Raw genomic sequence first — 22,002 nt, forward strand, 5'->3', positions numbered from 1 at the left:
TGGGATGGCGACCGCCGTCGAGGCACGCGGCTCGGGGCGCCGGCTCCGGCTGGCGCTGCGCGTCGGCGGGGCCGCGGTCGTGGTCGGTGGGCTCGTCTTCGCCGGCCTGCGGGTCCATCCCGCGGCCGTCGCCACGACCGGCCCCGACCCGACGGACTGGCGCGGCAAGACCGCGCAGGGGCTGGCGGTCGCGGCGACGATCAACGGCAAGTGGCTGGACGGCCTCGGCGTGCACCTCGAGCTGCGCTGCGACGGCGGCGCCAGGGCGGAGTCGCTGACCTGGGCGCCGGCGCCCGACCTGTACGTGCAGAACGGCGACACGGTCACCGCGACCCAGGCGCCACGCAGCTCGCGCGGCACCGACGGCTGGACGCTGCGCACCGAGGGACGGCTGGCGATGGTCGTCGGCGACCGCCCGCACGGCACCGCGTCGGTGACCGTGCGATGGTCGCGCCGCGACGCGCGCGTGCTGTGCCAGTCCGGACCCATCGCGTTCTCCCTGGCCCGTCGCGCGACCTAGACTCGCCGGCATGGCCGTCGCCATGCCGCCGATCGTCCACGACCCGATCCCGTTCGGCGCGCGCCGCGTGGCCGAGACGCGGGCCTACGCGGTCCGCCACTACGGGCTGCACCGCGCACGGCTGATCGCGCCCAAGGTCGTCGTCGAGCACATGACTGAGAACGCGTCGTTCAGCGCGACGTTCAACACGTTCGCGCCCGACGTCGCCGACGTCGAGCTGCACGAGCTGCCGGGCACGTGCGCGCACTTCGTCATCGACCCGTCGGGGACCATCCACCAGCTGGTCTCGCTGAAGTGGATCTGCCGGCACACGGTCGGGCTGAACGCCACCGCGATCGGGATCGAGCACGTCGGCTTCAGCGAGAGCGGCGTCCTGGACAACATCAGGATGCTCCGGGCGTCGCTCCGGCTCACGCGCTGGCTGCAGGCCAGGTACGGCATCGCCACCAAGAACGTCATCGGACACGCCGAGTCGCTCAGCAGTCCGTACCGCCACGAGAACGTGACGCGCCTGAAGACGCAGACGCACGGCGACTGGCCGCGCCGGTTCATGGTCCGCTACCGCGCCGACCTCTAGGGTGGGCCGCATGGCCCTTCCCGCGCCGTCCTCCACCACCGCCGCCGTCGTCACCGGCGCCTCGTCGGGGATCGGCGCCGACCTGGCGCGCGACCTCGCGGGGCGGGGGCACAACGTCGTGCTCGTCGCGCGGCGCGCCGATCGGCTCGAGGCCCTGGCCGCCGAGCTGGTCGAGGCGCACGGGGTCCGGGCCGAGGCCGTCGCGTGCGACCTGATCGACCCGGAGGCGGTGCGCGCGCTGCCGGGCCGGATCGAGGCGCTGGGGCTGACCGTCGACATCCTCGTCAACAACGCGGGCTACGGCTCGGCCGGCCAGTTCGTCGACCTCGACGCCCGGTCCGAGAGCGACATGGTGCGGTTGAACTGCGAGACGGTCGTCGCGTTGACCGGCCACTACGCCCCGGCGTTCGTCGAGCGCCGGACGGGCGCGATCCTCGTCGTCGCCTCCGAGGCCGGGATGCAGCCGATCCCCGGCCAGGCGACCTACGGCGCGACCAAGGCCTTCGCCTTGAGCTTCGCCGAGGCGCTGCACACCGAGGTGTCGCACCTGGGCGTCGCGGTGACCGCGCTGTGCCCGGGTCCGGTCGCGACGGAGTTCGCCTCGCGCGCCGGCATGGAGGACGCGTTCGGCCAGGTGCCCGCCTTCGCGCGCGTGGCGAGCCCGGACTGCGCCCGCGCCGGCATCGACGGCCTGGTCAAGAACAAGCGCGTCGTCGTGCCGGGCCTCGCGATCCGCGCCGTCGGCGTCGCGGGCCGCCACACGCCGCGCGCGGTGCTGCTGCCGCTGATGAAGCGCTTCTACCCGGTCTGAGCGCAGCCGCAGGGCGCCACGTGGCCCCTCCGGGACGTTGGACGAGGGATTCCCACGGCCCGCCGCCCAACGTCCGGAGAGGCCACGTCGCGGCACCCCGGTTTTGTGACTGTCCCGGGGGCGTGAACGAGCGCGCCGGGCGGAAGTGACGGCGAGGCGGCGGGGCTTGTCCGCGTGAGAGCCAGCGCCTAGGCGAGCGCGATCGCCGCGGCGTGCTCGCCGAGCTGGTCCTGCTCGTTGGAGCACCAGTACGTGGTGCGGCCGCCGATCGTGGCGCGGGACATGTCGGCGCCGCAGCGCGGGCAGACGCCGTCGCGCGTGCGGTGGGGGATGATGGCGCCGGTGTGGACGCCGCCGCGGTCGATCGCGCGGCGGGTCGCGGCGCGGATGTCGCGCCGCAGGCGGTCCAGCTCGGCGTCGTCCAGCGAGGCGGCGGGGCGGCGCGGGTCCAGGCGGGCACGCCACAGCGCCTCGTCGGCGAGCAGGTTGCCGACGCCGGCGATCACCGACTGGTCCATGATCCGCGCCTTCAGCGGCGCCTCGCCGTGGCCGACGCGCTCGCGGAACGCGTCGCGGCCGACCTCGGCGGCGTCGGGGCCCAGGCGGCTGAGGTTCGGGTCCAGCACGGCCCGGCCGAGCCGGCGCTTGTCGCGCAGCGCGAGGAAGCCGCCGTCGGCGAAGTGGATCGTGAAGCGATCCCAGACCGGGAGGTGCTTGCGGCCGCCGTCGGACCAGTAGTCGCCGGCGGCGGAGTCGTCGATGACGATGCGGCCGGCCATGCCGAGGTGCAGGCCGAGGACCGGCCCGTCGTCGGTGTCGATCCACATGGACTTGCCCTGGCGATGGGCCTCGGTGAGGCGGTGGCCGACGAGCGCGGCCTTGATCTCACCGGGCGCGTGGGGGCGGCAGACGTAGGTGTCGTGGTCGTCGACGTCCACGATCTCGCGACCCAGCCCGTGCTCGGCGATCAGGGCGCGCGCGGACTCGACCTCGGGAAGCTCCGGCATCGCAGGTGAGAGTAGGAGATGATCGGCAGAGCGATGAGCGCGACGACGCCGAGCCAGCCGATCCTGGTCACGATCCCGATCAGCCACTTCTGCGAGAAGGCGCGGTGGGCGCTGGACCGCGCGGGCGTGGGCTACGAGGAGCGCCGCCACCTGCCCGCGATCCACCGCCTGGCCGTCCGGCGCGCGGGCGGCAAGCTGACGGCGCCGGTGCTCGTGTGCCCGGAGGGCGAGGTCGTCGCGGAGTCGTCGGACATCGTCGCGTGGGCCGACGCGCGGGCGCGGGGCGGCGGCCGGATCGCGCTGGGCGCCGAGGCACGGGCGCTGGCCGACGACTACGACGCGCGCCTCGGGCCGGCGACGCGGCTCTGGGTCTACCACGAGATGTTCGACTACCCCGAGCTCGTCGCGACGTCGATGACCGATGGCGTGCCGACCTGGGAGCGCCACGCGTTCCGCTTCGGCAACCGGGCGATCGCGTTCGCGGTGGCCAAGGTCCTGACGATCAACGACGAGACGGCGACGGAGGCGGAGGCGACGTTCCGCTCGATCTTCGCCTCGGTCGACGCGCTGCTGGCCGACGGCCGCCCGTACCTGGTGGGCGGCGCGTTCTCGATCGCCGACCTGACCTTCGCCGCGCTCGCGGCACCGCTGATCGCCCCGCCGGAGTACGGCGTGAAGCTGCCGGCGGTCGAGGAGCTGCCGCCGGGCATGGTCGACGTCGTGCGCGAGCACCGCGCGTCGCCGGCCGGTCGGCACGCGCTGAAGATGTTCGCGACCGAGCGGCGCTAGCGGCGCAGGAGGCCGTCGAGGATCGCGGTGCGGTCCTCGTCGCCGAGCGCGAGCGGGCTCGCGGTCGTCGGCACGGTGGCCAGCTTCTCGGTGGCGGCGGCGATCTTGTCGGAGTGCTCGGCGCGGCCGCGGCGGATCGCGGCGTCGGAGGCCGGCAGCGCCGCGGCCAGCAGCGCCGACAGGCCGATGATCAGCTGCTGGGTGTCGGGGTCGAGGTCGAAGCCCAGGACGATCAGCACCGCCACGACGGCCTGGCCGAGCGCGAGCTTCTGGGGCAGGGTGACCTTGGGCGTGGCGAACGTCTGGTCGGGCGAGTCGTCGCTCTTGGGCAGCAGCGCGCGGAGCGCGGCGAAGAAGCGGGTGAGGAGGATCATTCGGGATCGGCGTCGTCGGCGTCGTCGTCCGCGACGGGCGGGGTGGCCGCGACGGGCGGTGGGGTGGTCGGCGCCGGGGGCGCGGCGGGCGTGAGGCGCAGCGCGGCGGCGGCCGCGCCCTCGGCGGCGTCCCGGGCCGTGCGCGCGGCGTCGGTGGCAGCGTCTTGGATGGCCTGCAGCGTGCTGGTGGACGCCACCGCCGGCAGCTGGCGCACCGCGGCGCCGGCGGCGATGGCGGCGGTCGCCTTGTCGGCGAGCTCCTTCCCGGTCGTCGCGTCGCCGCCGATCGTCGTGAAGAGGCGGGCGACGCGGTTGACGGCCTGGCCGACCTCGATCGCGTCGAGCGCCGCGGCGTTGCCCAGGACGCGGGCGGTGTCGATGCCGCTCACGTCGGGGATCAGGTGCGCCTGGTCGGCGGCCGACTGCGCGTGGGCGGCCGCGTCCAACGCGGCGCGCACCGGCGAGCCGACGGACGGCAGCTCGGCGTCGTCGTCGGGCGGATCGTCGTCGCCACCGCCGCCGAAGGCCCGGGCGGTGACGAAGAAGAGCCCGATGCCGCCGAGCAGGAGGAACGCGAGGATCGCGGTGAGGTCGTCGGTGCTGCCGCCGTTGGAGGTCGTGGTGCTCGCGCCGGCGAGGGCCTGCTGGGCGGCGGCGGACTTGGCCTGGTCGTCGGCCTTGGCCTGCGTGACGGCCGTGGCCTTGGCGCTCTTGGCCTCGGCGTCGGCCTTGGCCTCGGCGTCGGCCTTGGCCTTGGCCTTGTCGGCGTTCGCCTTCGCCGCAGGCGTCGTCGCGGTCTTGGCGGTCGTGGTCGTCTTGGCGGTCGTCGTCGTGGTCTGCGTGGCGGTGGTCGTCGCGGTCGTCGCCGGCGCCGTCTTGGTCGCCGTGCCGGCCGGGACCGCGGTCGAGGCGGGCGCGGCGCTGCTCACCGCGCCGGCGGCGGCGACCTCGGTCGTCACCGTCGCCTGCAACGAGCCCTTGACGGTCACGTTGGAGAACGCGGTCGTGGTCGTGCCGGCGCCGACCTGGCGCTCGACCTTCGTGTCGGAGACCAGATCCTTGGTGACGACGACCGCGACCGCGGCGGCCGCCAACGACCAGACGACGCACGCGATGGCCAGAAGGACCTTGCCAGCATCAGTCATTGCGCCGGCATCCTCGCAACGAAGCAGACAGAGCGCTGAGGACGTTTCTCCCCCATGGGCGGGCGCCGAGGTCGGGCCCGGCGGACAACGCGGCGGAACGACGACGGGCGCCCGGAGGGCGCCCGTCGGAAACGCTAGGCCAGCGAGGCTTCGTTGTCGTACAGCTTGAGGACCTTCACCTGCTCCGGGGAGGTCGCGTCGATGCAGAGGCGGCAGAGGACGCATTCGTCGACGTTGCCTTCGACGATCTGGACCTTGCCCTCGGCGTCGCCGTAGATGTCGACCGGGCAGACCTCGCGGAGCTTCGCCGCGATGGCGCTGTCGTCGACGATCGCGTCGGCGACGTCGATTCCGATGAACGTTCCGTCGACTCTCATGCGGCGCTCCTCTCGGCGAGCTTGGCCTTCATGATCTCCGGGATCTCGGAGATCTCCTCGGCCACCGTGATCCCAGCCTCCGCGAGGCGCGCGATCTTCTCGGTGGCGGTGTCCTCCTTGCCCTCCACGATCGTGCCGGCGTGGCCGAAGCTCATGCCCGGCATCTCGTCCATGAACCGGCCGGCCATGAACGCGACGATCGGCAGCCGCGAGTCGTTCTCGGTCACCCACCGCGCCAGCTCGGCCTCCATGCGGCCGCCGGGCTCGGTGTAGATGACGATGCCCTCGGTCTCCTCGTCGGCCTCGAACAGCGGCATCAGCTCGGCGTAGGTCGAGCCGATGATCGCGTCGCCGCCGATCGACACCGCGGTCGAGATCCCCAGGCCGGCGGCGCTGAGCGTCGACGACATCTCGGTCGTCATGCCGCCGCTGCGCGAGATGACGCCGATCGAGCCCTTCTTGTAGGACTTCGCCGCGTCCTTCGCCGGGCCGCCGATGCCGCCCATCTTGATGACGTCGGGCACGATGATCCCGAGGCAGTTCGGGCCGATGATGCGCGCGCCGCGGAGGTTGGCGAGCTCGACCATCTGCGCGACGTCGCGGCGCGGGATGCGCTCGGTGACGATCACGATGATCTTGATGCCGTTCTCGATGGCCTCGAAGACGGCGTCCTTCGTGAACGCCGGCGGCACGGTCACCACCGAGCCGTCGATCGGCCGGCCGTGGTGCGCCACGGCCTGGGCGACCGTGTCGAACACCGGCACGCCGTGGACCTCACGGCCCAGCCGGCCCGGCGTCACGCCGCCGACGACCTTGGCGCCGGCGCCGTAGTCCAGGCACTCGCGCGTGAGGTTGACGGCCTCGCGGCCGGTGATGCCCTGGACGATGAACGTCGTCTCCGCGTCAACCAGGATCGACATCAGGCCGCAGCTCCTTGGATCTTCTCGACCGCGCGCGACGCCGCCTCGTGCAGCGACACCGACCGGTCGGCGTACTCGACCCCGTACTTCTCGAGGATCTTGAAGCCCTCTTCCTCCCAGGCGCCCGGGATGCGGAAGATGGCGATCTTCTCGGCGGGGTCCATGCCCAGCTCCAGGCAGGCGGCGATCACGCCGCGCGCCACGATGTCCACGCGCGTGTTCGACACGATCGACATCATCACGGCGATCTTGTCGACGCCCGGCTTCGACAGCACCAACTTGGCCAACCCCTTGGCCTTGGACACCGACGGGTTGCCGCCGATCTCGCAGTAGTTGGCGGGCCGGCCGCCGTACTTGCGGACCGCGTCGAACAGCGTCAGCGAGCCGCCGCCGGCGCCGATGACCAACCCGAGGTTGCCGTCGAACTCGGTGACGTTGCCCGCGACGCCGCGATGGTCCTGGGAGTCGACGGCCTCGCCGGCCAGCTCGAACGCGGTGGGCTCGCGCGCCTCGCGGGTCTCGTCGTCGCCGACGCCCAAGTCCTTCAACAGCTGCTTGTGGCGGCCGCGGGCCTCGTTCTCCATGTCCATGTGGGCATCGAGCGCGATGAACGACCCGTCGGCCATGCGGGCCAGCGGGTTGATCTCGGCCAGCGTCATGTCGTTGTCGACGAACAGCTTGGCCAGCTTCGTGAGGATCGGCGTCAGCTTGTTGAGGGCGCTGCCGGTCACGCCGGTGGAGGCGATGACCTCCTTGGCCTCGAAGTCGCCGAAGGGCAGGATGTTCGAGAAGTGGCGGCGCCCGACCTTGTCGGGCTGCTCCTCGGCGACCTGCTCGATGTCGATGCCGCCGATCGGCGAGAAGATCATCACCGGCTGCTTGCGCGTGCCGTCCCAGACGACGCCGGCGTAGTACTCCTGCTCGAACTCGGCCTTCGGGTCGACGAGCACGCCGCGCGGCATGTGCCCGTTGATCTCGAGCTGGAGGATGTCCTTGGCGTGCGCTTCGGCCTCCTCCGGCGTGTCGGCGAACTTGACGCCGCCGGCCTTCATGCGGCCTCCGGAGAGGACCTGGGACTTGATGACGGTGCTGGAGCCGATGCGGGCGGCGATCTCCTTCGCCTCCTGCGGGTCGGTCGTGAATCCGTAGTCGGTGACGGGAATTCCGGCCCGCTTGACGATCTCGCGGGCTTCGTACTCGAAGAATCTCAAGGCGATACGCCTCCGGTCAGGGGGAGGTTCAGCGGCGCCGGAGCCTATACGTCGCGGCGCTCCGTGGGATGCTCGCCCCATGGACTCACCTCTGGATCGCGTGCTGCCGCAGTTCGCCCACAGCGAGGTGCACGCCGTCGACGTGTCGGCGTCGCCGGAGCGGGTGTGGGCGGCGCTGCACGAGGTGACCGTCGCCGAGATGCCGGTCACGCGCGTGCTGACGCTGCTGCGCGGGCTCGGCTCGCGCGGGGCGCAGCGGCCGATCCTCCAGGCGTTCACCGCCCGCGGCTTCACGGTCGTGATCGACGAGGAGCCGCGCGCGTTGGCCGTCGTGGCCGCCGGCCAGCCGTGGCACCCCCGCGGCGGGGCGACCGTGGCGGTCGCCGACGTGGAGGCGGTGACGGCGTTCGCCCAGCCGGGCTACGTGCTGATGGCGCTGTCGTTCGGCCTGGAGTCGCTGGGCGGCCACGCCGCAGGCCGCACGCGCCTGACGACCGAGACGCGCGTGCACCCCACCGACCCGGCCGCCGCCCGGAAGTTCCGCCGCTACTGGTGGGCGATCCGCGCGGGCAGCGGCCTGATCCGCCACGACCTGCTGCGCGCGGTGCGCCGGCGGGCCGAGCAGGCGGCGACGACGACCTAGGCGGTCGCCGGCGCGAAGCCGTAGGCCTCGGCCAGCTCCGGGTCCTTGGCGGCGAGCTGCTCGGCCAGGTCGACCATGACCTTGCACTGCTTCCAGGTCGCGTCGTCCTGCATCTTGCCGTCGATCATGTGCACGCCGCGGCCGTCCGGGATCGCCTCGAGGACCTTCTTGGCGAACAGCACCTCGGCCGGGTCGGGCGAGAAGACCTTCTTGGCGATGTCGATCTGGACCGGGTGCAGCGACCAGGCGCCGACGCAGCCGAGCAGGAACGCGGCGCGGAACTGCGCCTCGCAGGCGACCGTGTCCTTGATGTCGCCGAACGGCCCGTAGAACGGCAGCAGCCCGTTCATCGTGCAGGCGTCGACCATGCGCGCGATCGAGTAGTGCCACGGGTCCTGCTGGGCGGTGATGCGCGGCGCGTCCGGGTTGGCCGGGTCCGGGTCGCTCATCGACACGTAGCCCGGGTGGCCGCCGCCGACGCGCGTGGTCTTCATCCGGCGCGACGCCGCGAGGTCGGCCGGGCCGAACGACATGCCCTGCATGCGCGGAGAGGCCGCGGCGATCTCCTCCAGGTGCGCGACGCCCTGCGCGGTCTCGAGCAGCGCGTGGATCAGGATCGGGCGCTTGACCCCGGCGCGCGCCTCGAGCTGGGCGAGCAGGCGGTCGACGTAGTGGATGTCCCACGGACCCTCGACCTTGGGGACCATGATGACGTCGAGCACGTCGCCGATCTCGGTGACGAGCGTCGTCAGGTCGTCCAGGACCCACGGCGACTCCAGCGAGTTGACCCGCGTCCACAGCTGCGTCTCGCCCAGGTCGACGGTCTTGCCGACCTTGACCAGGCCCTCGCGCGCGGCCTCCTTGCGGTCGACCGGCACGGCGTCCTCGAGGTTGCCGAGCACGATGTCCGCCTTGGCGATCGTGTCGGGCAGCTTGGCGACCATCTTCTCGTTCGACGCGTCGAAGAAGTGGATCATCCGCGAGGGCGGGAACGGGATCTCGGTGACCGGATCGGGGGCGCCGACGGCCAGCGGCTTGAAGAAGTCTCGAGGGCTGCGCATGGCCGGAACGCTAGTCGAGATCGGCGTGCGTTGACCCGCCAGTCAACGCAGGGTCAGGGTGCGCGAAGCCGTCGTCTTGACGGCGCCCTCGCGCACGACCACCAGCGCGTTGGCCCTGACGCGCTTCCCGCCGGCCAGCGCGCGCCTGCCCGCGGCCGTGAGCTTCAAGGTGATGGTCTTGGTTCCGGCCCGCTTGAACGTCGCGGTCGCCGTCGCGAGCGTCCTGCCCTTGCGGGTGACCGTGATCGTGACCGCGCCCGCGCCGCTGAGCCTGACCGAGAGGCGGTGCTGGGAGAGCGCGGAGAGCGTCGCGGTCGGCGCCTTGGCCTTGGCCTTCGGCTTCGGCGTCGCGACCGGGGCCGGCGCGGGCGCCGCGGGCGGCGGCGTGACCGGCTGCGCTGGAGCCGGCGGCGGCGCCGGCGCGTTCAAGGCCACCAACTTGGTGCCCGCCGCGCCGTCGCCGTCGAGCGCGAGCGTCGCGGCGCTGTCGCCGGCCCCGGTCGGCACGGCCCGCACGGCCACCGCGCACGTCTGGCCCGCCAGCAGGACGACCTGCGCGCAGCCGTCGCCGACGATCGCGAAGTCGCCCGCGCCGGCGCCGGTCAGGCGGGCGGCGGTGACCGACAGCGGCGCGGTGCCGGTGCTCGTCAGCGTCACGGTCTGCGGGTCGGTCGGCCCGCCCGCGGCGCTGCGGGTGAACGTCAGCGCGGGCGCGTCGACCGTCGCGTCCGTCGCCCAGCCGATCACCCCGTCGATGAAGCTCCGCATGGCCGCGACCTCGCCGTAGACGCCCGGGTGGGCCGCCTCGGCGCAGCCTGCGCCGTAGCTCGTGTCGCCGACCTGCACGGCGTGGCCGGCCGCGTCGGCGACGACCAGCGGGCCGCCGCTGTCGCCCTGGCAGGTGTCGATGCCGCCGGCCACCGTGTCGCCCGCGCAGAGCTCCACCGCCGGGCGGAACGTCGCGGGGTAGGCGGCGCCGCAGGCCGCGTCGCTCACCAGCGGCAGCGACACCTCCATCAGGTCCAGCGGGTAGCTCGGGCCGCTCGGGCCCGGGTCGGTGTCGCCCCAGCCGGCGGCCTGCGCGGTCCGGCCGGCCGCCCACAGCCCGCCGAGCGCCGGGACCGTGATGGGCATCAGCGGCAGCGTCTGCGGCGTGGCGAGCTCGAGCAGGGCCGTGTCGTTCTCGGTCGTCGCGTGGACGTAGGCCGGGTTGGGGTGGATCGCGGCGACGGCGACGCGCGTCCCCGTGTCGTCCAGGCGCTTGGTGTTCAGCAGCACCGCGACCTGGCTCGCGGTCTTGGCCTCGATGCAATGGGTCGCGGTCAGGACCCACTGCGGCGCTACGAGCGTCCCGCCGCAGAACTGGTCGCCGAAGTCGTCGCGGGGCGAGCTCGCGGTCGACACGAGGCCGACGAGCGACGGCCACGACCCGGCCGGCGCGGTGTGGCCGCCCACGATGCGCTGCTGGGCCGAGGCGGCCGGCGCGAGCGCGAGCAGGGCGAGGACGACGACGAGCGGCAGACGGGTGGGGCGCACGAGCCAACACTCTGCCGTCCGTTGACTGACGAGTCAACGGACGTGCGATCCCTGGCATCCTTCCCGGTCCTGACGTCGTACCGAGACCTCTTGAGGAGACAACGAGATGGCAGCTGAGACCACCGACTTCACCACCGACCAGCGGGCGCGCGAGGCCACCGGCGCGCACGCCTACGGCCGCTACCTCGAGGAGTTCGAGGTCGGGGCGGTCTACAAGCACTGGCCCGCGAAGACGGTCACCGAGTCCGACGACCACCTCTTCTGCCTCATCACGATGAACCACCACCCGCTGCACATCAACGACGTGTACGCGGGCAAGAGCCAGCAGGGCCGCAACGTCGTGGTCGGCCCGCTCGTCTACAGCCTCGCGCTGGGCATGAGCGTCTCCGACGTCTCGGGCAAGGCCATCGCGAACCTCGCCACCGAGGAGCTCTCGCACCCGGCGCCCGTCTTCCACGGCGACACGCTCTTCGTCGAGTCCGAGGTCCTGGAGAAGAAGGAGTCGCGCTCCAAGCTGGACCGCGGCACGGTCAAGGTCCACACGCGCGTCTTCAACCAGGACGGCACGCTCGTCGCCGAGTTCAAGCGCCTCGTGCTCGTCCCGCGCAAGACGCCGGGCGACGCGGCCTAGCACCCGACGGTTGGGGGGTGAACTCCCCCCAACCGTCGCTACAGACCCACCATTGGTTCAGCAAGACCTGACGTCTTCCGGTAGCCCGACCGGGTAGCTTTCTGGAATGCGTACCGAGGTGGGCCGTCGTCCCCTTTCGCCCGCCTCCTTGAATCCGAATACCGAGGAAGTGACGTGAGCATCACGGTTCCGACGAAGAACGCCAGGCTGACGGCGTGGGTGGAGGAGATCGCCACCCTGACCCAGCCCGACGAGATCCACTGGTGTGATGGCTCGGCGGAGGAGTACGACCGCCTCTGCCAGCAGCTCGTGGATGCTGGGACGTTCAAGCGCCTCAGCGACGCCAAGCGGCCGAACTCCTACCTGGCGTGGTCGGACCCGAGCGACGTCGCTCGCGTCGAGGACCGCACCTTCATCTGCTCCGAGGACGAGCAGGACGCGGGCCCGACCAACAACTGGCGGGCGCCGGCCGAGATGCGCGGCACGATGAACGACCTGTTCTCGGGCTGCATGCGCGGACGCACCATGTACGTCGTCCCGTTCTCGATGGGCCCGCTGGGCTCCGACAAGTCGCACGTCGGCGTCGAGATCACCGATTCGCCCTACGTCGTCGTCTCGATGCGGATCATGACCCGCATGGGCACCGGCGCCCTCGACGTCCTGGGCGCCGAAGGCGACTTCGTCCCGTGCGTCCACTCGATCGGCGCACCGCTGGCCGACGGCGAGGAGGACGTGCCGTGGCCCACCAACGCCGAGGTCAAGTACATCGTCCACTACCCCGAGAGCCGTGAGATCTGGTCCTACGGCTCGGGCTACGGCGGCAACGCGCTGCTGGGCAAGAAGTGCTTCGCGCTGCGGATCGCGTCGATCATGGCCCGCGACGAGGGCTGGATGGCCGAGCACATGCTCATCCTCAAGCTCACGTCGCCCGAGGGCGAGGTCAAGTTCGTCACGGGCGCCTTCCCGAGCGCGTGCGGCAAGACCAACCTCGCGCTGATGGTCCCGACCATCGAGGGCTGGAAGGTCGAGACGATCGGCGACGACATCGCCTGGATGAAGTACGACGACGAGGGCCGCCTGCGGGCGATCAACCCGGAGTACGGCTTCTTCGGCGTCGCGCCGGGCACCGGCTACGCCAACACGCCGAACGCGATGGCCGCGCTCGAGAAGGGCGCGATCTACACCAACACGGCGCTCACCGACGACGGCGACACGTGGTGGGAGGGGATGACCAAGGACGTCCCCGAGCACCTGGTCGACTGGCACGGCGAGGACTGGACCCCGGACGCCGACCATCCGGCGGCCCACCCGAACTCGCGGTTCACCGTCCCCGCGACGCAGGTCCCGTCGATGGCCCCCGAGTGGGAGGACCCCGCCGGCGTGCCGATCGACGCGTTCCTGTTCGGCGGCCGCCGCGCGTCGGTGGTCCCGCTGGTCCGTGAGGCGTTCGACTGGGAGCACGGCGTGTTCCTCGGCGCGACGATGAGCTCCGAGATGACCGCGGCCGCGTTCGGCACGGTCGGCCAGCTGCGCTTCGACCCGTTCGCGATGCTGCCGTTCTGCGGCTACAACATGGCGTCGTACTTCGAGCACTGGCTGGACATCGGCCAGCGGGCCGGGGCCAAGCCGCCGCGGATCTTCTACGTCAACTGGTTCCGCAAGGGCGCCGACGGCAAGTTCCTGTGGCCGGGCTTCGGCGACAACTCCCGCGTGCTGGAGTGGGTCTTCCGCCGCGTCGAGGGCAAGGTCGACGCCGACGAGACGCCGATCGGCCTCGTGCCCAAGCAGGGCGACCTGGACGTCGCGGGCCTCGACATCACCGACGAGGCGCTGGCCGAGGTCCTGTCGGTCGACGTCGCCGCGCTGCGCGACGAGCTGCCCCAGGTCAAGGAGCACCTGGCGAAGTTCGGCGACGACCTGCCCGCGCCGGTGCGCGCGCAGTTCGAGGCGCTCGAGCAGCGCCTGGGCACCTGACGCCCGGCCTCGCCTAGGCATCGCGGGATCGCCCTCCGGGCGATCCCGCGCCGTCTGCGGGCCGGACGTCGCTTGCGACAGGTCGGCCCGCCGGCGCGGCGCCCTTCGGACGTTCTGCGGCCGGCCGGCGGGGTAGGTTCTCCACGTGTCCGTTCAGGAGGAGTCGGCCGGGGTCGCCGACGCGGTGGTCGCCCTCGCCCGCGAGCGCGAGGGGGAGACGCTCGCGCGCTTCGCCGCCGCGTACCTGCGCCGCGCGCCGGGCGCCAACGCCGCGCTCGACGACGCCGGCGAGGACGCCGAGACGCTGCTCGCCGAGGTCCGCGGCGCGTTCGGGCTGGCCGACGCGCGCGACGGCGCGATCGCGGGCGTCCGCGCGTTCACGCCCACCCGCGCCGAGCACGGCTACGAGACGCACGGCTCGGTGCTGGAGACCAACACCGACGACCTGCCGTTCCTGGTGGACTCGATCAACGCGGAGCTGGTCGCGCGCGGGCTGCGGGTCGTGCGCGTCACGCATCCGATCGTCGGCGTCAAGCGGGACGCGCACGGCGCCATCGCGTCGATCGAGCACCCGCGCGACGCGCCGCGCGAGTCGGTCATGCACTTCGAGCTCGACCGCCGGATGGCGCCCGAGGAGCTCGCCGACCTCGAGGACGCCGCGCGCCACGTGCTGGCGACCGTCCGCGCGATCGTCGACGACTTCGGCCACCTCGAAGCCGCGCTGGACCGCCTCGCCCAGATCGTCGTCGCCGGCCAGGACCGCGTGCGCGACCACGAGGACGCCGACCCCGAGGAGCTGACCGCGTTCCTGCGCTGGGTCGGCGAGCACCACTTCGTCTTCCTCGGCTTCCACGAGGACGAGCGGGACGCCGACGGCCGGCTGCGGGGCGTGGACGGCAGCGGCCTCGGCCTGCTGCGCGACGCGCGGGAGGCCGGCGAGCTGCGCGTCCTGGCCCACGACCCGCCGGCGGCCAACCCGGAGGCCGACAGCGGCGCGACGGTCCTGGAGATCACCAAGACCCACGCGCTGTCGCCCGTGCACCGGCGCGAGCCGATGAACGTGCTGATCGCCCGCCGCTTCGACGCCGAGGGCCACGTCGTCGCCGAGGCGCGGTTGTTGGGGTTGTTCACCTCGCGCGCGTATGCCGAGCCGGCGTCGACCACGCCGCTGCTGCGCGACAAGCTGCGCCGGATCCTCGACGCCGAGGACCTGATCGACGGCTCGCACGACTCCAAGGCCGCGATCGCGCTCTTCGACGGCTTCCCCAAGGGCGAGCTGTTCGGCGCGCCGGTCGAGGACCTGCGGACCCAGATCGCGGCGCTGCTGTCGCTGCGCGCCGACGAGGTCCGGCTCCTGGGCCGCCGCTCCCGCGACGGGCGCGGCGCGGCGCTGGTGGCCGCGCTGCCGCGCGAGCGCTACAGCGCGACGCTGCGCGAGCGGCTGCGCGGGATGGTCGCCTCCGCCTACGGCACCGAGGTCGTCGAGCAGCACGAGGTCTTCGGCGAGGACGACCGCGTCACCCTGCACCTGACCGTCCGGGCGGGCGGCGGGCTGCCCGACGTCGACGTCGGCGAGCTCGAGCGCCGGCTGGTGCTGGAGGCGCGCACGTGGCGCGACCGCGTCGGCGCCGCGCTCGTGCACCGCCACGGCGCCGAGCGCGGCCGGATGCTCGCCGCGCGCTGGCTCAAGCGCCTGCCGGAGTCCTACCGCGCGGCGGTCGAGCCGCTCGTCGCCGCCGAGGACGTCGACCGCTTCGAGGCGCTGGCGACCGGCCGCGCCGGCTTCCTGGTGGGGCTCCAGGACGAGCGCGGGGCGGGTGGGAACGGGCTCACGCGCCGCACGCGCGTGGCCTTCTACCGCCGCGGGCCGAAGATCGAGCTGTCGCAGGCGACGCCGATGCTGGAGCACCTGGGGCTGCGCGTCATCGAGGAGGTCCCGGCGCGCCTGCACGGCGACGACGAGCTGTGGCTGCAGGCCTTCGGGGTGCTCGGCGAAGGCGACCGGCCGCTGGCGCTGGGCGACGTCGCCGGGCGCGTCGCCGAGTCGCTGGAGGCCGTCTGGCGCGGCGAGACCGAGAGCGACTCGCTGAACCGCCTGGTCGTCAGCGGGGGCCTGCGGTGGCCGCAGGTCCAGGTTCTGCGCGCCTACCGCCGCTACCGCCAGCGCATCGGCTCGCGCTACACGGAGTCCTTCCAGAACGACGTGATCGCCGCCAACCCGGAGATCACCGCCAAGCAGATCCGGCTGTTCGAGCTGCGCTTCGCGACCGACGATCGCGGCGGCGACGACGCCGCCGAGGCGGCGCTGCGCGAGGAGATCCGCGCCAACCTCGACGACGTCGCGCTGCTCGACCACGACCGGATCCTGCGCAACCAGCTCGGGCTGATCGACGCGACGGTCCGGACCAACGTCTTCAAGGACGGCCGCGACGCGATGGCCTTCAAGCTGCGCTCCGCCGAGGTCCCGGCGATCCCGCAGCCCGCGCCGCTGTTCGAGATCTACGTCTACGCGCCCGACATGGAGGGCATCCACCTGCGCGGCGGCAGGATCGCCCGCGGCGGCATTCGCTGGTCGGACCGGATGGACTACCGCACCGAGGTCTTCGGGCTGATGCGCGCGCAGATGACCAAGAACGCGGTCATCGTCCCGGCCGGCGCCAAGGGCGGGTTCTTCCTCAAGGACCGGCCCGACGACCCGGCCAAGCTGCGCACCGAGGTCAAGCGCCAGTACGTGCGCTACATCGAGGCGCTGCTCGACGTCACCGACGACCTCGCCGACGACGGCGCGACGGTCTCGCCGTCCGGCGTGCGCGTCCACGACGAGCAGGACTCCTACTTCGTCGTCGCCGCCGACAAGGGCACCGCGACGTTCAGCGACACGGCCAACGCCGTCGCGATGCGGCGCGGGTTCTGGCTGGGCGACGCGTTCGCGTCGGGCGGCTCGACCGGCTACGACCACAAGGGTCTCGGGATCACCGCGAAGGGCGCGTGGGAGTCGGTCAAGCGCCACTTCCGCGAGGTCGGCGTCGACCCCGAGCGCGACGTGGTCCGGACCGTCGGCGTCGGCGACATGTCGGGCGACGTGTTCGGCAACGGCATGTTGTTGTCGCGGTCGCTCAAGCTCGTCGCGGCCTACGACCACCGCCACGTCTTCCTCGACCCCGATCCGGACCCGGAGCGCTCGTTCGGCGAGCGCGAGCGGCTGTTCCAGATGAGCGGGTCGTCGTGGGACGACTACTCGCGCGACGTGCTCTCCGACGGCGGCGGCGTCTTCAGCCGCAACGCCAAGCGGATCCCGCTGACGCCGCAGATCCGCCGCGCCCTGGACGTCGAGGACGAGGCGCTGGCGCCGACCGACCTCATCCGCGCGATCCTGCGCGCGCCCGTCGACCTGCTGTGGAACGGTGGGATCGGGACGGTCGTCAAGGCCTCGACCGAGTCCGACGCCGAAGCGCGCGACCGCTCCAGCGACGCGATCCGCGTGGACGGCCGCGAGGTGCGCGCACGGGTCGTGGGGGAGGGCGGGAACCTCGGCTTCACCCAGCGCGCGCGGATCGAGTACGCGTCGGTCGGCGGCCACGGCGGCGACGGCGGGCTGATCAACGCCGACTTCATCGACAACTCCGCCGGCGTCGACTGCTCCGACCACGAGGTCAACCTGAAGATCCTGCTCGACCTCGCGGTGCGCCGCGGCGAGCTGGACCGCGAGGACCGCGACGACCTGCTGGCCGAGGTCACCGAGGATGTCGTACAACACGTGTTGTATGACTCGTTCCTGCAGGCGCAGATCCTGTCGCAGGAGGTGCGCTCGTCGGCCACGCGGGTCTTCGCCTACGAGGACCTGATGGCCGCGCTGGAGGGTGCGAAGATCCTGCGCCGCCGCGACGAGGCGCTGCCGGGGTCAGACGAGATGGCCGAGCGCCGGCGCAGCGGGCGCGGGCTGGTCCGGCCCGAGCTGTCGGTGCTGGTGGCCTACGCCAAGCGGCTGCTGACCGACGCGCTGCTGGAGTCCGACCTGCCCGACGAGGCGGCCTTCGACCATGACGTCCGCACGTACTTCCCGCAGCCGGTCGTCGCTCAGTTCGGGCACCTGATCGGCGAGCACCCGCTGCGGCGCGAGCTGGTCGCGACGCTCGCCGCCAACGACGTGGTCGACGCGCTCGGCCCGACGTTCGTGTCCGGCCTGACCGGCGAGCTGGGCGCCGAGCCGGCCGAGGTCGTCCGCGCGTTCCGGATCGCGCGCGAGGTCACCGGCGCGACGCAGCGCTGGCTGGAGATCGAGGGCGTCGTGCAGCAGCTCGACGCCGACACCGCGTGGCTCCTGCTCGACGGCGTCGACGATCTCGTCGCCGGCGTCGCCCGCTGGTACCTGCTGCACGCGCCGGGCGCCGACGTCGAGGCGACGGTCGCCGCCGCCGGCGACGCGTTCGTCACGCTCGCCGAGGCGCTGCCGAACCTGCGCTCCGACGCGTGGCGCGAGGAGCACGAGCGGGTCGCGGTCGAGCTGGCCGACACGGGCGTGCCCGACCCCATCGCGCGCCGCCACGCCTTCCAGCGCGCGCTGCGCCACGCGCCGGACATCGTCTTCGTCGCCGGTGCGACCGAGCGCGACGTCGTCGAGGTCGCCGCCACGTTCTTCGACCTCGGCGAGCGGCTGGGGCTGGAGTGGCTGGAGCTGGAGGTGCTGGCGCTGCCGGCCGCGACGCGCGTCCAGCGCTGGGCGCAGCAGGCGCTGCTCGACGACGTGCTCGACGCGCGCCGGGTCCTGTCGCAGAAGGCGCTGGAGGAGGCGCCGGACGCGGCGCCGGCCGAGGCGGTCGAGGCGTTCCTGGAGGCGCGCGAGGCGCCGCGCCGCCGGCTGACCGCGGTCGCGCGGGCGCTGCGGATGGAGGGCGACGGCGACCTCGCCGGCCTGACGCTCGCGATCCGGCACCTGCGAGGATTGGCGGGGTGACCGAGAACGGGCCCGCCCACCCGCGGGATCCGGGTCAGCTGCGCGTGACGGCGTCGCGCACCGTCTACGAGAACCACTGGATGCGCGTGCGGGAGGACGAGACGCTCCTCCCCGACGGCCGGCCGGGGCTGTACGCGGTGATCGAGAAGCCGCCGGCGGCGGCGATCGTCGCGCGCGACGGCGACTGGGTGTGGCTGGTCCAGCAGTGGCGCCATCCGGTGCAGGCGCGGTTCTGGGAGGTGCCCCAGGGCGCCTGGCACCACGCGCCCGACGCGGCGGCCGAGGACGTCGCCCGCGGCGAGCTGGCCGAGGAGACCGGGCTGCGCGCGGGTCGGATCGAGCGCCTGGCGCGGCTGTACTTCGCCTACGGGATGTCGGACCAGTCCTTCGACGTGTGGCTGGCGACCGACCTGACGCAGGGCGAGCAGGCGCTGGAGGAGACCGAGCAGGGCCTCGTCGTCGGCCGCCATCGCGTCGACGACGTGGCCGGCATGGTCACCTCCGGCCAGATCGCGGACTCGGGCTCGGTCGCGGCGCTGGGGCTGGCCGGGCTGCTGCGCGGCTAGGCGGCGTCGGCGACGCCGCGCACCACCACCGGCTTGGCCGCTACGACGCGGTCGCGGCCGCCGTTCTTGGCCGCGTAGAGCGCGACGTCGGCGCGGCCGATCAGCGCCTCGCCGGTCTCCTCGCCCGTCCACGGCGCCCAGCCGAAGGAGGCCGACACGTCGAGCTCGAGCAGGCCGTGGACGTTGACCGGGCGCTCGGCGACGGCCTCGCGCAGGCGCTCGCAGACGCCGCCCGCGTCCGGTGAGTCGGGCAGCAGCAGCAGGAACTCCTCGCCGCCCCAGCGCGCCGCGAGGTCCTCCTCGCGCAGGCCGGCGGCCAGGCGCACGGCGATCTCGCGCAGCACGGCGTCGCCGGCGGCGTGGCCGTGGAGGTCGTTGACGGCCTTGAAGCGGTCGACGTCGACGAGCACGGCGCTCAGCGTCCGGCGGTGGCGGCGGGCGCTGGCGATCGTCGCGCGCAGCACGTCGTCGGCGTGGCGGCGGTTGGCCAGGCCGGTCAGGACGTCGGTGCGCGCGAGCTGCTCGAGCTCGGCGTTGCGGCGCGCGAGCTCGTCGTGCAGCGTGCGCAGGCGCAGCGCGGTCCGGATCCGGGCGACGAGCTCCACCGGGTCGACGGGCTTGCGGACGTAGTCGTGGGCGCCGCGCTCCAGGCCCTCGGCCAGGTCGCGCGCGTCGGTGTGGCCGGTGACGAACACGACGGGCACGTCGGCGGTGTGCGGGTCGGCGCGCAGCGCGTCGAGCACGGCGAGCCCGTCCATGCCCTCCATCTCGCGCGCCATCAGCAGCACGGACGGGTCCTCGGTCCGCGCCCTGTGCAGCGCGGAGGCGCCGTCGGCCGCCTCCAGCACCGTGTAGCCGGTGGCCCTCAGGACGTCGCCGATCATCCGCCGCAGCAGGGCGGAGTCCTCAGCGACGAGGATGCGGGACGCGGACTCCATTCGCCTACGATGTTCGGCACGAAGTGCCTGGTTCTGGAGCTTTGGGGCCCCCGAATCGAGGGAGGGTCCAGTGGCCGCCGGGTCAGTGGCGATCCTCGGCCGCGGCGGGCGGCCGGGACTCCTCGGCCAGCGACGTGATCGTCAGGTGGCCGCGCGCGGCCACCTCGAGCACCTCGGTGGCCTCCTCGATGTTGCGCGCGTAGAGCTCGACGAGCAGGTGGACGACGATCCGGTTGGCGTCCTCGTGCTTGTGGAAGCGGACGTGCGTGAAGAACTCACGCGTGCCGTGGTCGCCGAACGCGGCGTAGGAGAGCGCGTCCCCCGCCTCGGGGCCGGAGCACGTCTCGACGTCGTCGGCGTCGACCGTCACGGTGCAGGACGCCACCCACGGCGTGCCGGCGATCATGCGCTCCCAGCGGTCTTCGACCGCCTCGACGCGGCCGTTGGCGAACGTCAGGTGCGGCTGGTCGTGCATGCACTCCAGGCACTGCACGACGGCCTCCTGCAGCTCGTCGACGACGTCGGCGCGCTCGCCGGTCTGCGGGTCGATGCGGTGGATGCCCTCGTAGTGCACCTGCACCTCGAGGTCCTGCGACCAGCAGCGGTAGCACCGCAGCCAGGGGTGAGCGCCCATCAGATCTCCCATGGCCGCTCAGGATAGAAGTTCCGTAAGCGCCGGCCGGGGCGGTAGGGTCGCGCGGTCATGGCGGCCGCCGCCAAGAGCCTCGCGTCACCCGTCGGCGTCGTCCTCGCCGGGGGTCGCGGACGCCGCCTGGGCGGCGACAAGGCGATCGTCGAGCTCGAGGGCCGGGCGCTCATCCTGTACGTGCTGGAGGCGCTGCACGAGGTCTGCGACGACGTCGCGGTCGTCGCCAAGCGCGACACGATCGTGCCGCCGCTGGGCGGGATCGCCGACCTGTGGGTCGAGCCCGACGAGCCGCGCCACCCGCTGGCCGGCGTCGCGCACGCGCTGCGGCTGGCGACGGGCCGCCCGGTCCTGGTCGTGGCGGTCGACCTGCCGCTCATGGACGCGGCGACGCTGCGGGCGATCGCCGCCACCGACCCGGGCGACGCGGCCGTCGTGGTGCCGCGCATCTACGGGCGGCTGATGCCGCTCTGCGCGCTGTACACGCCGCGCGCGGCGGCGGGGCTGGCGAGCTTCGCGCCGGACGCCCGCGCCACCGCGGTGGTGGAGTCGCTCGGCGTGCGCGAGGTCGACGGCCTGGATCCGACCGCGTTCTACAACGTCAACGCGCCGGAGGATCTGCTCCAGGCGTCGGTTCTCCTCGCCACGAGCTAGCGCCTGGCGGCGCGGCTGCGGCTGCGGCGGGGTCATGCTCGCGTGGGACGTGAGCCCGCGATGAGCTCGCGCTGACGCTGCGCGACGTAGTGCGAGAGCTGGCGCTCGGCCCGGCCCTGGAGGTCGCAGAACAGGATGCCGCGGGCGCCCTCCGCGGTGCCGCGGACGACGCGGCCGTCGCCGGAGATCGTGATGGCGCCGAGGTCGAGCGCGAAGCGGACGGTGTCGTCGAGCGTCAGCGTGTCGGCCGGCGCGACGAGCATGCCGCCGACCGACACGTCGAGCGTGCGGGTCGTCAGGCGCTTGTCCGGCGCGATGACGGCCGTCGACAGCTCGGCCGGGACGCGGACGAACTGGCGGCGCTGGACCTTCAACGGGTCGCCGACCGGATGCAGGCGCAGCTGGCCGTCCTGCGCGCCGTGGACGAGGATCCCGCGGCGGTGCGCGGCGCCGATCCGCGTCTTCCAGGCGATCGTCGCGCCGCACCAGCGCAGGTGGGCGGGCAGGCGCAGCGGCTGGTCGAGCGGGCCGAGGTCGACGTGGTCGCGGCCGACGGAGGTCACCTGCGCCGTCAGGTGCCAGCCGCCATCGAGGGTGATGTCGACCGGGACGTGGCGTTCGAGCAGGACCTCCACATCACCGTGATCGGCCGGCCGCCGCCGCGCTTG

At 73.1% G+C, this 22,002-nt stretch carries 21 protein-coding genes; 10 read left to right on the forward strand and 11 right to left on the reverse strand.

What is annotated here, in order from left to right:
* Positions 1 to 4 precede the first annotated feature (4 nt).
* Genes DSM104299_RS09385 through DSM104299_RS09395 form a run of 3 tightly spaced genes read left to right on the forward strand, consistent with a single transcriptional unit; the run spans position 5 to position 1,908 of the window.
* On the forward strand, positions 5 to 520 hold the full coding sequence (locus DSM104299_RS09385) for a hypothetical protein (RefSeq protein ID WP_272477035.1): 516 nt from the start codon (positions 5 to 7) through the stop codon (positions 518 to 520).
* A 10-nt stretch (positions 521 to 530) separates the two neighbouring features.
* Positions 531 to 1,097: an N-acetylmuramoyl-L-alanine amidase gene (locus DSM104299_RS09390; protein WP_272477036.1), complete on the forward strand. Its 567-nt coding sequence runs from the start codon at positions 531 to 533 to the stop codon at positions 1,095 to 1,097.
* A gap of 10 nt (positions 1,098 to 1,107) precedes the next feature.
* Positions 1,108 to 1,908, forward strand: coding sequence for an SDR family NAD(P)-dependent oxidoreductase (locus DSM104299_RS09395; RefSeq protein WP_272477037.1), 801 nt, complete (start codon positions 1,108 to 1,110; stop codon positions 1,906 to 1,908).
* A 188-nt stretch (positions 1,909 to 2,096) separates the two neighbouring features.
* On the opposite strand, the gene DSM104299_RS09400 is transcribed toward DSM104299_RS09395, so the two are convergent.
* The gene (locus tag DSM104299_RS09400) at positions 2,097 to 2,915 is read right to left on the reverse strand and encodes an Fpg/Nei family DNA glycosylase (protein WP_272477038.1); all 819 of its coding nucleotides are present in this window, start codon (positions 2,913 to 2,915) and stop codon (positions 2,097 to 2,099) included.
* 33 nt (positions 2,916 to 2,948) lie between these two features.
* Here DSM104299_RS09400 and DSM104299_RS09405 point away from each other — a divergent pair, with 33 nt between their 5' ends.
* Positions 2,949 to 3,704, forward strand: a complete 756-nt coding sequence (locus tag DSM104299_RS09405; RefSeq protein WP_272477039.1) for a glutathione S-transferase — start codon at positions 2,949 to 2,951, stop codon at positions 3,702 to 3,704.
* On the opposite strand, the gene DSM104299_RS09410 is transcribed toward DSM104299_RS09405, so the two are convergent.
* The 5 genes from DSM104299_RS09410 to DSM104299_RS09430 form a co-directional block, all read right to left on the reverse strand.
* Positions 3,701 to 4,078 carry a hypothetical protein gene (locus DSM104299_RS09410; protein ID WP_272477040.1) on the reverse strand — a complete coding sequence of 126 codons (378 nt, stop codon included), beginning with the start codon at positions 4,076 to 4,078 and terminating at the stop codon, positions 3,701 to 3,703. The two genes, DSM104299_RS09405 and DSM104299_RS09410, sit on opposite strands and share 4 nt — an antisense overlap.
* A complete protein-coding gene (locus DSM104299_RS09415) occupies positions 4,075 to 5,223 on the reverse strand; it encodes a hypothetical protein (RefSeq protein ID WP_272477041.1) in 1,149 nt (382 codons plus the stop codon). Before DSM104299_RS09415 ends, DSM104299_RS09410 begins: the two co-directional genes overlap by 4 nt.
* Before the next feature lie 134 nt (positions 5,224 to 5,357).
* The gene (locus DSM104299_RS09420) at positions 5,358 to 5,600 is read right to left on the reverse strand and encodes a hypothetical protein (protein WP_272477042.1); all 243 of its coding nucleotides are present in this window, start codon (positions 5,598 to 5,600) and stop codon (positions 5,358 to 5,360) included.
* A complete protein-coding gene (locus DSM104299_RS09425) occupies positions 5,597 to 6,520 on the reverse strand; it encodes a succinate--CoA ligase subunit alpha (protein ID WP_272477043.1) in 924 nt (307 codons plus the stop codon). Before DSM104299_RS09425 ends, DSM104299_RS09420 begins: the two co-directional genes overlap by 4 nt.
* Positions 6,520 to 7,731: an ATP-grasp domain-containing protein gene (locus DSM104299_RS09430; protein WP_272477044.1), complete on the reverse strand. Its 1,212-nt coding sequence runs from the start codon at positions 7,729 to 7,731 to the stop codon at positions 6,520 to 6,522. The genes DSM104299_RS09425 and DSM104299_RS09430 overlap by 1 nt, the downstream gene beginning before the upstream one ends.
* Before the next feature lie 79 nt (positions 7,732 to 7,810).
* On the opposite strand from DSM104299_RS09430, the gene DSM104299_RS09435 reads away from it, so the two are divergent.
* Complete coding sequence (locus DSM104299_RS09435; RefSeq protein WP_272477045.1) at positions 7,811 to 8,374, forward strand: hypothetical protein; 564 nt, start codon at positions 7,811 to 7,813, stop codon at positions 8,372 to 8,374.
* On the opposite strand, the gene DSM104299_RS09440 is transcribed toward DSM104299_RS09435, so the two are convergent.
* Positions 8,371 to 9,435 (reverse strand): HpcH/HpaI aldolase/citrate lyase family protein, encoded by a 1,065-nt coding sequence (locus DSM104299_RS09440; protein WP_272477046.1) that lies wholly within the window; start codon positions 9,433 to 9,435, stop codon positions 8,371 to 8,373. The two genes, DSM104299_RS09435 and DSM104299_RS09440, sit on opposite strands and share 4 nt — an antisense overlap.
* 42 nt (positions 9,436 to 9,477) lie before the next feature.
* The gene (locus DSM104299_RS09445; RefSeq protein ID WP_272477047.1) at positions 9,478 to 10,971 is read right to left on the reverse strand and encodes a serine protease; all 1,494 of its coding nucleotides are present in this window, start codon (positions 10,969 to 10,971) and stop codon (positions 9,478 to 9,480) included.
* A 106-nt stretch (positions 10,972 to 11,077) separates the two neighbouring features.
* Here DSM104299_RS09445 and DSM104299_RS09450 point away from each other — a divergent pair, with 106 nt between their 5' ends.
* The 4 genes from DSM104299_RS09450 to DSM104299_RS09465 all read left to right on the forward strand — a co-directional run bounded on the left by DSM104299_RS09450 (position 11,078) and on the right by DSM104299_RS09465 (position 19,096).
* Positions 11,078 to 11,602, forward strand: a complete 525-nt coding sequence (locus DSM104299_RS09450) for a MaoC family dehydratase (protein ID WP_272477048.1) — start codon at positions 11,078 to 11,080, stop codon at positions 11,600 to 11,602.
* A gap of 174 nt (positions 11,603 to 11,776) precedes the next feature.
* A complete protein-coding gene (locus tag DSM104299_RS09455; protein WP_272477049.1) occupies positions 11,777 to 13,576 on the forward strand; it encodes a phosphoenolpyruvate carboxykinase (GTP) in 1,800 nt (599 codons plus the stop codon).
* 145 nt (positions 13,577 to 13,721) lie between these two features.
* Complete coding sequence (locus tag DSM104299_RS09460) at positions 13,722 to 18,530, forward strand: NAD-glutamate dehydrogenase (RefSeq protein WP_272477050.1); 4,809 nt, start codon at positions 13,722 to 13,724, stop codon at positions 18,528 to 18,530.
* Positions 18,527 to 19,096: an NUDIX domain-containing protein gene (locus DSM104299_RS09465; RefSeq protein WP_272477051.1), complete on the forward strand. Its 570-nt coding sequence runs from the start codon at positions 18,527 to 18,529 to the stop codon at positions 19,094 to 19,096. The genes DSM104299_RS09460 and DSM104299_RS09465 overlap by 4 nt, the downstream gene beginning before the upstream one ends.
* On the opposite strand, the gene DSM104299_RS09470 is transcribed toward DSM104299_RS09465, so the two are convergent.
* Together DSM104299_RS09470 and DSM104299_RS09475 are read right to left on the reverse strand one after the other, a co-directional pair.
* Positions 19,093 to 20,034 (reverse strand): diguanylate cyclase, encoded by a 942-nt coding sequence (locus tag DSM104299_RS09470; protein WP_272477052.1) that lies wholly within the window; start codon positions 20,032 to 20,034, stop codon positions 19,093 to 19,095. The two genes, DSM104299_RS09465 and DSM104299_RS09470, sit on opposite strands and share 4 nt — an antisense overlap.
* 82 nt (positions 20,035 to 20,116) lie before the next feature.
* Complete coding sequence (locus DSM104299_RS09475) at positions 20,117 to 20,680, reverse strand: hypothetical protein (protein ID WP_272477053.1); 564 nt, start codon at positions 20,678 to 20,680, stop codon at positions 20,117 to 20,119.
* A 57-nt stretch (positions 20,681 to 20,737) separates the two neighbouring features.
* Here DSM104299_RS09475 and mobA point away from each other — a divergent pair, with 57 nt between their 5' ends.
* Positions 20,738 to 21,334, forward strand: a complete 597-nt coding sequence (gene mobA, locus DSM104299_RS09480) for a molybdenum cofactor guanylyltransferase (protein ID WP_272477054.1) — start codon at positions 20,738 to 20,740, stop codon at positions 21,332 to 21,334.
* A gap of 32 nt (positions 21,335 to 21,366) precedes the next feature.
* Here the strand turns inward: mobA and DSM104299_RS09485 are convergent, their stop codons facing one another.
* Entirely contained in the window at positions 21,367 to 21,969 is a 603-nt protein-coding gene (locus DSM104299_RS09485; protein ID WP_272477055.1) for a PilZ domain-containing protein, read from the reverse strand.
* Positions 21,970 to 22,002: the final 33 nt, after the last annotated feature.

This window comes from Baekduia alba (assembly GCF_028416635.1).
Taxonomy (GTDB): Bacteria; Actinomycetota; Thermoleophilia; order Solirubrobacterales; family Solirubrobacteraceae; genus Baekduia; species Baekduia alba.

Coding starts and splice junctions, on each gene's coding strand:
- DSM104299_RS09385 (WP_272477035.1), top strand. CDS start 5: ATGGCGACCGCCGTCGAGGCACGCGGCTCGGGGCGCCGGCTCCGGCTG.
- DSM104299_RS09390 (WP_272477036.1), top strand. CDS start 531: ATGGCCGTCGCCATGCCGCCGATCGTCCACGACCCGATCCCGTTCGGC.
- DSM104299_RS09395 (WP_272477037.1), top strand. CDS start 1,108: ATGGCCCTTCCCGCGCCGTCCTCCACCACCGCCGCCGTCGTCACCGGC.
- DSM104299_RS09400 (WP_272477038.1), bottom strand. CDS start 2,915: ATGCCGGAGCTTCCCGAGGTCGAGTCCGCGCGCGCCCTGATCGCCGAG.
- DSM104299_RS09405 (WP_272477039.1), top strand. CDS start 2,949: ATGAGCGCGACGACGCCGAGCCAGCCGATCCTGGTCACGATCCCGATC.
- DSM104299_RS09410 (WP_272477040.1), bottom strand. CDS start 4,078: ATGATCCTCCTCACCCGCTTCTTCGCCGCGCTCCGCGCGCTGCTGCCC.
- DSM104299_RS09415 (WP_272477041.1), bottom strand. CDS start 5,223: ATGACTGATGCTGGCAAGGTCCTTCTGGCCATCGCGTGCGTCGTCTGG.
- DSM104299_RS09420 (WP_272477042.1), bottom strand. CDS start 5,600: ATGAGAGTCGACGGAACGTTCATCGGAATCGACGTCGCCGACGCGATC.
- DSM104299_RS09425 (WP_272477043.1), bottom strand. CDS start 6,520: ATGTCGATCCTGGTTGACGCGGAGACGACGTTCATCGTCCAGGGCATC.
- DSM104299_RS09435 (WP_272477045.1), top strand. CDS start 7,811: ATGGACTCACCTCTGGATCGCGTGCTGCCGCAGTTCGCCCACAGCGAG.
- DSM104299_RS09440 (WP_272477046.1), bottom strand. CDS start 9,435: ATGCGCAGCCCTCGAGACTTCTTCAAGCCGCTGGCCGTCGGCGCCCCC.
- DSM104299_RS09450 (WP_272477048.1), top strand. CDS start 11,078: ATGGCAGCTGAGACCACCGACTTCACCACCGACCAGCGGGCGCGCGAG.
- DSM104299_RS09470 (WP_272477052.1), bottom strand. CDS start 20,034: ATGGAGTCCGCGTCCCGCATCCTCGTCGCTGAGGACTCCGCCCTGCTG.
- DSM104299_RS09475 (WP_272477053.1), bottom strand. CDS start 20,680: ATGGGAGATCTGATGGGCGCTCACCCCTGGCTGCGGTGCTACCGCTGC.
- mobA (WP_272477054.1), top strand. CDS start 20,738: ATGGCGGCCGCCGCCAAGAGCCTCGCGTCACCCGTCGGCGTCGTCCTC.